Annotated in this window: 9 protein-coding genes; 4 read left to right on the top strand and 5 right to left on the bottom strand. The window is 72.6% G+C overall.

Annotated features, from left to right (window positions below):
• Positions 1-229 precede the first annotated feature (229 nt).
• Both manA and ACWPXV_RS07665 read right to left on the bottom strand, forming a co-directional pair.
• A complete protein-coding gene (gene manA, locus ACWPXV_RS07670; protein ID WP_454084686.1) occupies positions 230-1,429 on the bottom strand; it encodes a mannose-6-phosphate isomerase, class I in 1,200 nt (399 codons plus the stop codon).
• Positions 1,430-1,544: 115 nt separating this feature from the next.
• A complete protein-coding gene (locus ACWPXV_RS07665) occupies positions 1,545-2,756 on the bottom strand; it encodes a CAP domain-containing protein (RefSeq protein WP_454084685.1) in 1,212 nt (403 codons plus the stop codon).
• A gap of 130 nt (positions 2,757-2,886) precedes the next feature.
• Between ACWPXV_RS07665 and rfbA the strand changes: the two genes are divergently transcribed.
• Both rfbA and ACWPXV_RS07655 read left to right on the top strand, forming a co-directional pair.
• Positions 2,887-3,753, top strand: coding sequence for a glucose-1-phosphate thymidylyltransferase RfbA (gene rfbA, locus ACWPXV_RS07660; RefSeq protein ID WP_454084684.1), 867 nt, complete (start codon positions 2,887-2,889; stop codon positions 3,751-3,753).
• Between the two features lie 41 nt (positions 3,754-3,794).
• Entirely contained in the window at positions 3,795-4,097 is a 303-nt protein-coding gene (locus ACWPXV_RS07655; protein WP_454084683.1) for a Dabb family protein, read from the top strand.
• Between the two features lie 12 nt (positions 4,098-4,109).
• Here the strand turns inward: ACWPXV_RS07655 and rfbD are convergent, their stop codons facing one another.
• Complete coding sequence (gene rfbD / locus ACWPXV_RS07650; protein WP_454084682.1) at positions 4,110-4,976, bottom strand: dTDP-4-dehydrorhamnose reductase; 867 nt, start codon at positions 4,974-4,976, stop codon at positions 4,110-4,112.
• Positions 4,977-5,032: 56 nt separating this feature from the next.
• Between rfbD and ACWPXV_RS07645 the strand changes: the two genes are divergently transcribed.
• Positions 5,033-5,662, top strand: a complete 630-nt coding sequence (locus tag ACWPXV_RS07645) for a dTDP-4-dehydrorhamnose 3,5-epimerase family protein (protein ID WP_454084681.1) — start codon at positions 5,033-5,035, stop codon at positions 5,660-5,662.
• A 21-nt stretch (positions 5,663-5,683) separates the two neighbouring features.
• Here the strand turns inward: ACWPXV_RS07645 and ACWPXV_RS07640 are convergent, their stop codons facing one another.
• Both ACWPXV_RS07640 and ACWPXV_RS07635 read right to left on the bottom strand, forming a co-directional pair.
• Positions 5,684-7,222, bottom strand: coding sequence for a hypothetical protein (locus ACWPXV_RS07640; protein WP_454084680.1), 1,539 nt, complete (start codon positions 7,220-7,222; stop codon positions 5,684-5,686).
• 90 nt (positions 7,223-7,312) lie between these two features.
• Positions 7,313-9,253, bottom strand: a complete 1,941-nt coding sequence (locus ACWPXV_RS07635; RefSeq protein ID WP_454084679.1) for an N-acetylmuramoyl-L-alanine amidase — start codon at positions 9,251-9,253, stop codon at positions 7,313-7,315.
• 100 nt (positions 9,254-9,353) lie between these two features.
• Between ACWPXV_RS07635 and ACWPXV_RS07630 the strand changes: the two genes are divergently transcribed.
• Complete coding sequence (locus tag ACWPXV_RS07630) at positions 9,354-10,682, top strand: UDP-glucose dehydrogenase family protein (RefSeq protein ID WP_454084678.1); 1,329 nt, start codon at positions 9,354-9,356, stop codon at positions 10,680-10,682.
• The last annotated feature ends 5 nt before the right edge of the window (positions 10,683-10,687 follow it).

The following is a 10,687-nucleotide window of genomic DNA, read 5'->3' as shown; positions in this document are numbered from 1 at the left end:
GCCCCGGCTGGACCCGCCGCCACCCGGCTCCACGCCCTACCCGCCGGACGTGGACGCCCCCGAGGTTCGCCTCCACGTCCGGCGGGTAGGGCGTGGAGCCGGGTGGCGGCGGGTCCAGCCGGGGCCACTCCGTGGGCAGGACGCCGACGACGGCCGGGGGCCGGGGGGCCGTCGGGGGGGACTCGGGGGGGGCCCGGGGGGCCGGGGGGGGGAGGCGGGGGGTGGGCGGTTACGGCACGTCGGCCTGGAACAGCGTGCCGGGGCCGTGGACGGTGAGCGGGCCGTCGTCGGCGCGCACGAAGGCAGCGTCCCCGTGGCGCAGACGCAGGGCGCCCGACGCTGCGGCGACCTCCATCTCACCCTGCAGGCACAGGAGCATCCGGGGGCCGCGGCCGGGTAGCGGGCGCGCGCCGTCGGCGCAGTCGCCGTCGGCCAGGGTGGTGACGGACAGCTCGAAGTCGTCCACCGGCGCGTAGAACACGCGGGTGGCCCCGTGGAAGACCTCCGGTGCCACGCGGATGGGCGGGGCGGCGACGTAGTCGACGCAGTCGAGGACCTCCCCGACGTCCACGTGCTTGCTCGTGAGGCCGGCGCGCAGGACGTTGTCCGAGGAGGCCATGATCTCGACCCCGAGGCCGGACAGGTAGGCGTGCACCCCGCCGGCGGGAACGAACAGGGAGTCCCCCGGCTGCAGCGTCACGGGGTTGAGCAGGAGCGAGGCGACGACGCCCGGGTCGTGCGGGTGCTCCTCGGCGAGCCGTCCGACGATCGCGTCGGCGCGGGGTGAGGGCGACCCGTCCGCCGCCCGCCGCCGGCACGCGTCGACGACGTCGGCCACCTCGCGCGCCGAGGGGCGGGTGGCGGGGTCGAGCAGGGAGGTGAAGGCCGTGCGCATCCCGCTCGGGGTGGGGTCGGCGACCAGGGCGGCGTGGAGGGACCTGGTGAGCGGCGCATCGAGGTCCGCGAGGAGCTCGGCGGCGCGGCGCGGGGCGCGGAAGCCGGAGACGGCCTCGAACGTGGTGAGCGCGAAGACGAGCTCGGGCTTGTGGTTGGCGTCGCGGTAGTTGCGCCACGGGGCGTCCAGCGGCACGCCCGCCCGGTTCTCGGCGGCGAAGCGGGCACGCGCCCGCTCGAGGTCGGGGTGCACCTGCAGGGACAGCGGCCGGCGCGGGGCGATGAGCTTGAGGAGGTAGGGCAGCTGGGCACCGAAGCGGGCCAGGACGTCGCGGCCCAGAGTGCCGGCGGGGTCTGCCTCGATGAGCCCGAGGACGTCACCGGCGCCGTCCGCCGCGCGTGCCGGGCCGCTCGGGTGCGCCCCGAACCACAGCTCGGCAAGCGGCGTCCCGTCCGGCTCCGTGCCCATGAGCCGGTGGATCGCCGAGGGTGAGCCCCACGCGTAGTCGCGCGGGACGCCGAGCACTCGCCGCATCTCCACCTCTCACCGCGGCAGTCGGGCGCCTGCCGGCCCGCCTACCGTATCGGTCGGTCGAGCGGGCGTGCCGCACCCCGCGCGCCGGTGGGGACGCGCGGGGTGCGGGCCGGGCTCAGGAGCAGCTGCTGGCGAAGCGCTGGGTGTTGTAGACGTTGCCGTTGACCGCCTGCGCCGTGCCGGCCGCGAAGAAGCGGTGGTTGGGGTTGAGGATGTTGGCGCGGTGGCCGGGAGAGTTCATGTACGCCTCGACGGCGGCGTCCGGGTCGTCCACGTAGCCGCGGGTGCCCCAGAAGATGTTCTCCGCGGCGGCCGTGCAGCCGACGGCACGGGCGTCGGAACGGATCGTGTCCGTCGTCGCGTGCTCGAAGCTGCCGGTGCGTCCCATCCACTGCGAGTGCGCGAGGGCTCCGGTCCGCAGGCCCGGCCACAGCCGCATCGGCGCGACGCCGGCGGCGACGCGCTCCTCGTTGACGAGGCGGAACATGCGCTCGTCGTAGGCGGTGAGCCCGCCCTGTGCGGGCGGCTGCTCGACGTGCCCGGCGCGCTGGGTGCGCAGGCCGATCGTGTCGGTGCGGTTGGCGTTCCAGTCCCCCACGAGGACGGCGTCGGTGTCGCGGCCGTAGCTCATGACGCGGTCCGCGTCACCGCCGGAGATCGAGTTCTTGATGTGGAAGACGTTGCCGCGGCGGATGCCGAGGGTGTCGCGCCTGTTGCCGTCCCAGTCACCGACGATCACCTCGTCACGCTGGCGGCCGTAGCTGACGACGGAGTCCGCGTCACCCCCGCTGATGGAGTTCTTCAGGTGGTAGACCGAGCCCCGGCGCACGCCCAGGGTGTCGCGGCCGTCGCCGTTCCAGTCCCCGACGACGACGACGTCGCCCCGCCGCCCGTAGGTGGTCACCCGGTCGGCGTCGCCGCCGGAGAGGCTGTTCTTGACGTGGTAGGTGGCGCCCCGTCGGACGGCGGGGGTGTCGACGCCGTCGCCGTCCCAGTCGCCCATGAGGACGGTGTCCCCCGCGCGGCCGTAGGTGACGACGCGGTCCGCCTCCCCGCCGGTGAGGCGGTTGGTGAAGTGGTACGTGGCGCCGCGGCGGACGGCGAGGGTGTCGACCCGGTCCCCGTTCCAGTCACCGACGTAGACGACGTCCCTGTCGCGCCCGTAGGCGAAGGCGACGTGCGTGCGTCCCTGCCAGCCGTTGGTCAGGTGGTACTGGTCTCCTCGGCCACCGATCTCCCCGCCGGTCGCTCCGGCCGCCGGCGCACCGACAGCGATCAGCGAGACGGTCAGCGAGGCCGCGATGACGGCCGCTCGTCGCAATGTCATGTTCTCCCCCGAACCGAGCCGCTGACGGCGGCCCCTGCTGTGACCCGGTCCACTGTAGGTCGCTCCTGCGACGTCGGCACTCTCGGTCCCGCTGGTGGATCGCGGCGGCCCGATGGGCAACACTTGCCCCATGCGAGGGATCATTCTGGCCGGCGGCTCAGGGACACGGTTGCACCCGATCACCCTGGGGGTGAGCAAGCAGCTGGTGCCCGTCTACGACAAGCCGATGGTCTACTACCCGCTGACCACGCTCATGCTCGCCGGGATCCGCGACGTCCTGGTCATCACCACACCGCACGACCAGGAGGCCTTCCAGCGGTTGCTGGGCGACGGCTCCCAGTTCGGGATCTCGATCTCCTACCAGGTCCAGGAGGTCCCCAACGGCCTGGCGCAGGCATTCGTCCTGGGAGAGGACTTCATCGGCGGCGAGCCGGCCGCCCTCGTCCTGGGCGACAACATCTTCTACGGCCCGGGCCTGGGCCAGACGCTCTCGCGCTTCTCCGACGTCCGCGGCGGGGCGATCTTCGCCTACCACGTGTCCGAGCCCAGCGCCTACGGCGTCGTGGAGTTCGACGCCGCCTTCAGGGCCGTCTCCCTGGAGGAGAAGCCCGCCCAGCCCAAGAGCTCCTACGCGGTGCCGGGCATGTACTTCTACGACAACGACGTCGTGGAGATCGCGAAGAACCTGGCGCCCTCGGCGCGCGGGGAGTACGAGATCACCGACGTCAACCGCGTCTACCTCGAGCGCGGGGACCTCCACGTCGAGGTGCTGCCGCGTGGCACGGCCTGGCTGGACACCGGCACCTTCGACTCCCTCGCCGACGCCACCGCCTTCGTCCGCACCGTCGAGGCCCGCCAGGGCCTGAAGATGGGCTGCCCCGAGGAGGTCGCCTGGCGTCAGGGCTTCCTCTCCGACGCCGAGCTCGCCGAGCGCGCCGACGCCCTGGCCAAGTCCGGGTACGGGAACTACCTGCGCAGCCTCCTCGAGCACGGCTAGCCTCGGTCGGGACCTCACCCAGCCGAGCACCGGAGCCCGCCTTGTCGATCGAGCACACCGTCGCCTTCCGCCTGTCCCACCCCGCCGGTTCCGCCGAGGAGGCGGCCTTCCTCGAGGAGGGACGCACGGTCCTCACCTCGATCCCCGGCGTGGAGGACTTCGCGGTCATGCGGCAGGTGAGCGCGAAGAGCCCGCTGGCCTGGCAGTTCCGGATGCGCTTCGCCGACCAGGCCACCTTCGACGCCTACGACTCCCACCCTGACCACGTCGACTTCGTCGCGCGCCGGTGGGTGCCGGAGGTCGCCGAGTTCCAGGAGCTCGACTTCGTCGCCCCCTCCGCCTAGGACGGGGACGGCTCAGCCGCCCGCGAGCACCGTGGGCGCGGCGACGGTCCAGCGCTCGGCCCAGTGGCCGATCGGCTCGACCCCGGCCGCGAGCAGCGCGTCGTGGCCGAGGACCGAGTAGGCGGGCCGGGGAGCGGGGCGCGGGAAGTCCGCGGACGTCGTCTCCAGCACCATGGCCGGGTCCTTGCCGAGCGTCCGGACGATCTCCTGGGTGAAGCCGTGCCACGACGTCTCCCCCGAGGAGGTGCCGTGGTAGGTGCCGGCGGGGGCGCCGGCGTCGACGAGGCGCACGAGAAGGTCCGCGAGGTCCGCCGTCCACGTCGGCTGGCCGACCTGATCGGCGACGACGGTCAGCTCGTCCCGCTCGCCGGCGAGCCGGGCCATCGTGCGCGGGAAGCAGCTGCCGTGGGCGCCGTAGAGCCAGGCGGTGCGCACGACGAGGTGGTCGGGGCACTCGACGCGCACCGCCCACTCCCCGGCAGCCTTGGTCCGGCCGTAGGCGGAGCGGGGCGCGAGGGCGGCTGACTCGGCGTAGGGGTGGGAGGCGTCGCCGGCGAAGACGTAGTCGGTGGAGACGTGGACCATCCGCGCGCCCGCGAGCCGCGCGGCACGCGCGAGGAGCTGCGGCGCCACGGCGTTGAGGGTGAAGGCCTTGTCCTCGAGCCCCTCCGCGTCGTCGACGGCGGTCCACGCCGCGCAGTTGACGACGACGTCGACGTCGCGGATGCGCTCGGCCACCTCGCCCGGGTCGGTGACGTCGAGGTCCTCCCGGCTCAGCGCCGTCACCTGCGCGCCGTTGTCGCGCAGGAGCGCGACGAGGTCGGTGCCGAGCATGCCTCCGGCACCCGTGACGATCCACCGCTTCTTCTCAGGGCTCACGGCGGCAGCCTACGTGCCCTAGCCTGAGCCGGACGTCGAGAGCAGGGAGAGTGCGCGTGGAGTTCCGTGAGCTGGCAGTGCCCGGAGCCTGGGAGATCACCCCGAGGCAGTTCAGCGACCCGCGAGGAACCTTCCTCGAGGCCTTCAGCGAGCCGCGCTTCGTCGAGGCCGTCGGCCACCCGCTCGACCTGCGCCAGGCCAACTCCTCGGTGTCGGCCGCGGGCGTCCTGCGCGGCATCCACTTCGCCGACGTCCCGCCGTCGCAGGCCAAGTACGTCATGTGCCCGCGCGGGGCGGTGCTCGACGTCGTCGTCGACATCCGCGTCGGCTCACCGACCTTCGGCCAGTGGGACAGCGTCCTGCTCGACGACGTCGACCGGCGCGCCATCTACGTGTCCGAGGGGCTGGGGCACGCCTTCTTCTCCCTCGAGGACGACTCGACCGTCATCTACCTGTGCTCGGCCACCTACGCGCCTGGCCGCGAGCACGGCATCGACCCGCTCGACCCCGCGATCGGGATCGAGTGGCCGACGACGGACCGCCAGGGCCGCCCGCTCGAGCCGCTGCTCTCGGACAAGGACCGCGACGCACCCGGCCTCGAGGAGGCGCGCGCCTCCGGCCTGCTCCCCCGGTGGGAGGACGTGCAGGCCCACCTGGAGACCCTGCGGGCGCAGGCCCGGGGCTGATCCCGGACCTGCGCCGCCAGATCAGCCGAAGTAGCTCTCGCAGGCCTCGCCGTCCTTATCGGCGTCGAGTCCGTGGACGTCGCGGCCGAGCTGCTCCATCCAGTAGTCGTACGTCCTCTGCGCATCCAGCTGGCTCTTGAAGTCATCGCAGTTCAGTTGAGGACTCACAGGCTTCACGCCCGGGGGAAGTGACGGCGCCGGGTCCGGGTCCGGAGTCGGCGTCGGCGTCGGCGTCGGCGTCGGCGTCGGCGTCGGATCAGAAGTCCCGATGGTGCGCCAGGTGCCGCAGTCCTCGGACCTGAAGCCCGCGTCCGAGCTCGAGATGGTCACGACCGGCCGCGGGTCGCCGTAGCTGTTGGCGATGATCTCGTCGAAGTACCCGCTGAACCCGGAGACGCGCTCCCAGTAGCAGCGGTCGCCACCTGCAGCCTGGTACGTCCCCGGCCGGATGTGCCCGCCGACGACGAAGGTGCCGCTCGTGAACGCGGTGGCGGGCGCGCTCGGGTACGTCGCCTCGACGCTCCTCCACGTGCCGCAGTCCTCGGTCACGAACCCTGCGTCCGACCGCTCGATCCGCACGATGGGGCTCGTGTCTCCGTAGCCGTTGGCGATGATCTCGTCGAAGGTGCCGCCGAAGCCGGACACCTTCTCCCAGTAGCACTGGTCGCCACCCGGGGCCCGGTAGACACCGGGCTGCACCGACGAGCCGACGCGGTGAGTCCCGTCCGTGATGGTGCGCACCGGGGCGGGGGCCGGCTCGGTCGGGCGCGGCGTCGCGACCCGGCGCAGACCGATGGTGTCCTTGCCGTCCTTGTTCCAGTCACCGACGAAGACGGTGTCCTTGGAGCTCCCGTAGCTCTCGACACGGTCCGCCGCCCCGCCCCGGAGCTTGTTGGCGAGGTGGTAGGTGTCCCCGCGGCGCACCGCGAAGGTGTCGTCGCCATCGCCGTCCCAGTCACCGACGAGGATGACGTCGCTCTCGCGGCCGTAGTTGACGACGGTGTCGGCGTCCCCGCCTCGCAGCGCGTTCTTCACGTGGTAGACGCTGCCGCGGCGCACCGCGAAGGTGTCGCGGCGGTCGCGGTCCCAGTCGCCGACGAGGATGGTGTCCTTGGCGCGGCCGTAGCGGAAGACACGGTCGGCGTCGCCGCCCGTCACCGAGTTCTTCACGTGGTACTCGGCCCCGCGGCGCACCGCGAAGGTGTCCTTGCCGTCCCCGTTCCAGTCACCGACGAGGATGACGTCCCCGCGGCGGCCGTACCTGAAGGTCTTGTCGGCCGTGCCGCCGGTGAGGGAGTTGGACACGTAGAACGTGTTCCCGCGGCGGATGGCGAGGGTGTCGCGCCCGTCGCCGTCCCAGTCGCCGACGAAGAGCTCGTCGGTGGCCTTGCCGTAGGTGAAGCGGTTGGCAGTGCCGGAGAAGTTGTTGGTGAGGAAGTACTCGTTGCCGTTCCCGCGGACGACCTCTCCCTTGGCCAGGGCGGGGGAACCGGCGCCGAGCGCCAGCCCCAGGGAGAGTGCCGCCACCGCCGCAGCGGACAGCGAACGTCGAAGGTTCACGTAGGACTCCTGAGTCAGAAAAGAGGCCCCCGTGCGAGCAGATCGTACCGCTCCGCTACGCCTGTCGACGCCAGTCCGCCACCCGGTCCGTCAACCGCTGCGGCGCACTCCGAAGGTGTCGCGACCGTCGCCGTTCCAGTCGCCCACGATCACGACGTCGTCGGCCTTCCCGTAGGTGAGCACCACGTGGGCCTCCCCTCCGGAGAGGGAGTTGCGCACGTGGTACTCGCGGCCCCGCCGGACGGCGAAGGTGTCGGTGCCGTTGCGGTCCCAGTCCCCCACGAGGACGACGTCGTCGGGACGGCCGTACCGGAGGACGACGTCCGCGTCGCCGCCGGCGATGCGGTTCTTCACGTGGTAGTCGGCGCCACGGCGCACCGCGAGGGTGTCGCGTCGGTCCCCGTTCCAGTCACCGACGAGCACGTCGTCGGCCGGGCGGCCGTAGAAGATCACGCGGTCGGCGTCCCCGCCCGTCATCGAGTTCTTCACGTGGTAGGTCCGCCCGCGGCGCACCGCGAAGGTGTCCTTGCCGTCACCGTTCCAGTCACCGACGAGGACGACGTCGTCGGGCCGCCCGTAGCGCACCGTGCGGAAGCGCTGGCCGGGGTGGGCGTCGTAGACGAGGTAGGTGCTGCCGCGGCGCAGGGCGAGGGTGTCCTTGCCGTCACCGTCCCAGTCACCGACGAGCACCTCGTCGGTGGTCAGGCCGAGACGGAAGGCGAGGTGGGCCTCGCCGCCGGTGAGGCTGTTGCGCAGGTGGTACTCGTCGCCGTCGACGAGGGTGGCGACCTGCTCGTTGAGCCGCGGGATGCGCGCGTAGATGTTGTTGCCCGGGCAGGTCGTCGCGCCGACGTCGCGGTGGGCGAAGACGCGCGGCAGGTTCTGCCCCGCGGGCCGGTGGGCCGTGCCGGGCGAGGTCATGCCGCTGGGCATGCTCATGTCGACGTCCGCCTCGTCGAACTTCCACGCGATGACACGGGCCATCGTGCTGAGGACGGAGTCGGGGGCGTAGACGCTGGAGTAGTCGCCGAGCACGGAGATGCCGAGCGTGCCGCGGTTGAAGCCGCGGGCGTGCGCGGCCTCGGGCATCCGGCCGGCCGGCGCGTTGAGCGAACCCGCCCGCCCCTCGAAGATCCGGCCGTACTTGTCGACGAGGAAGTGGTAGCCGATGTCGCCCCAGTCCCGGCTCACCGCGTGGTAGTGGTAGATCCCCCGCACGATCCCGGCGGACTGGGCGGCGGTGTAGCTGTTCGTGCCGGCCGTGTGGTGGACGACGGCGGCGCGCAGCGGGTCGTGCCGCGGCTTCCACGTCATCTTCGACTCGTCGGCACCCCAGCCGGCGCGGTGGGTCACCCGCGGACGGGAGACGAGCGCCCGAGCCTGGGTCGCGGCCGCGTCGGGAGCGGCGACCTCGGGCACGGCGGCCGCTGCGGCGGCAGGCCCCGGGGTGGCGTCGTGTGCTGGTGCGGCGGACGCGCTGGCGGCGGTCTCGGAAGCGCCGGCGGCGGCCTCGGCCGCGAGCTGCGCGGTCTCCTGCGGCGTCGTCGCGACCGCCTCCTCCCCGCCCGGCTCCGGGGGGATGAGGTGGAGGCGCAGGTCGTGGGGCAGGTCGCCGTCGCCGGCCGCCACGCGCAGCTGTACCCCGGTGGCCGCGCCGACGACGTAGGGCTCGGTCCCGCCCACGTCACCGGTCTCGGCGGCGTCGGGCTCGATCTCGGCCCACGGCGTCCACTCCCCTCCCGTGCGCACCCGCACGGAGAAGGTCTCGTCCGGCGCGTCCAGCCCGTCCCAGGTGACGGCGGCGACGGAGAACTCGGGGACGTCGAGCTCGTCGGTGACGACCGCCCCGTCCACCTGGAGGCGTGACGCGAGGTCCGTCGGCACGCCGTCGTCGTCGGTGAGCTCGAGGACGACGACGTCGTCACCACCCGCGGGCTCCTCCACCCCCTGTGCGGCCGGCGCGAGCGCCCCGACAGTAATGAGTCCGGCAATCGTGCAGCACAGAGCGATCCGCCCCCCGCGAACTGTCATGCCTGCGAATGTACCTCGCGGGCCTCAGCGGGCCAGCGAGGGCCACGACCTCGACCGAAGTCTCATCTTCCTCACACGTTCGCATGGCTAGTGTGTGCTCATGCAGATTTCGGTGATCGGTTGTGGGTACCTCGGTGCGGTGCACGCGGCGTCGATGGCGGAGCTCGGCCATGACGTCGTCGGGATCGACGTGAACGAGGACAAGGTGGCTCTGCTCTCGGCGGGCAAGGCGCCCTTCCACGAGCCCGGGTTCGAGGAGCTCCTGGAGCGCAACGTCAGGGCGGGGCGGCTGCGCTTCTCCACCGACTTCGCCGCCGTGGTTGGCGCCCGCGTCCACTTTATCGGGGTGGGCACCCCCCAGCAGGCCGGGTCCTACGCCGCGGACATGTCGCAGGTCAACGGCGCGGTAGCCAACCTGCTGCCCCACCTGGCCCCCACCGCCGACGGCCCGGTGCTCGTGGTGGGCAAGTCCACCGTGCCGGTGGGCACCGCCGCCGGGATCGCCGACCAGGTGACCGCCGCCGGTGGCGTCCTGGTGTGGAACCCGGAGTTCCTGCGTGAGGGCTTCGCGGTGCAGGACACCATCTCCCCCGACCGCATGGTCTACGGCCTCTCCCCCGACCCCGAGGCCGCTCGCGTCGGCCAAGAGGTCCTCGACGAGGTCTACGACAACCTCATCACCACCCAGGGCATCCCCCGCCTGCTCACCGACTACGCCACCGCCGAGCTCGTCAAGGTCGCCGCGAACTCCTTCCTGGCCACCAAGATCTCCTTCATCAACGCCATGGCCGAGCTGTGCGAGGCCACCGGCGCCGACGTCACCCAGCTCGCCGCCGCCATCGGCCACGACGACCGCATCGGCCACAAGTTCCTGCGCGCCGGCGTCGGGTTCGGCGGCGGCTGCCTGCCCAAGGACATCCGCGCCTTCATGGCCCGCGCCGAGGAGCTCGGCGTGGACGAGGCCCTGGGCTTCCTGCGCGAGGTCGACTCCATCAACGACCGCCGCCGCGACCACGTCGTCACCCTGGCCACCGACCTCCTCGACGGGGCCGTGGCCGGGAAGAAGGTGGCCGTCCTGGGCGCCTCCTTCAAGCCCGACACCGACGACATGCGCAACTCCCCCGCCCTGGACATCGCCCACCGCCTGTCCGCCGCCGGCGCCCACGTCGCCGTCACCGACCCCCAGGCCGGCCCGATCCTCGCCGCCCAGGACAACCACGGCCTCACCGTCGCCGACACCGCCGAGGACGCCATCAGCGGCGCCGACGTCGTCCTGCTCCTCACCGAGTGGCGCCAGTTCCGCGACCTGGACCCCGCCGTCGTCAAGGAGCTCGCCAACCGGCCGGCCATCGTCGACGGCCGCAACGTCCTGGACCCCGCCCAGTGGCGCGCCGCCGGCTGGACCTACCACGGCATGGGCCGTCCCTGACCGTC

This window comes from Georgenia sp. Marseille-Q6866 (assembly GCF_965111665.1).
Note: the sequence above shows the minus strand (reverse complement) of the source record. Positions and strands in the feature narration are given on the sequence as shown.

Bases quoted from the DNA above. Each gene is read 5' to 3' on its own strand.
- rfbA (WP_454084684.1), top strand. From the start codon at position 2,887: ATGCGAGGGATCATTCTGGCCGGCGGCTCAGGGACACGGTTGCACCCG.
- ACWPXV_RS07635 (WP_454084679.1), bottom strand. From the start codon at position 9,253: ATGACAGTTCGCGGGGGGCGGATCGCTCTGTGCTGCACGATTGCCGGA.
- manA (WP_454084686.1), bottom strand. From the start codon at position 1,429: ATGCGGCGAGTGCTCGGCGTCCCGCGCGACTACGCGTGGGGCTCACCC.
- ACWPXV_RS07630 (WP_454084678.1), top strand. From the start codon at position 9,354: ATGCAGATTTCGGTGATCGGTTGTGGGTACCTCGGTGCGGTGCACGCG.
- ACWPXV_RS07665 (WP_454084685.1), bottom strand. From the start codon at position 2,756: ATGACATTGCGACGAGCGGCCGTCATCGCGGCCTCGCTGACCGTCTCG.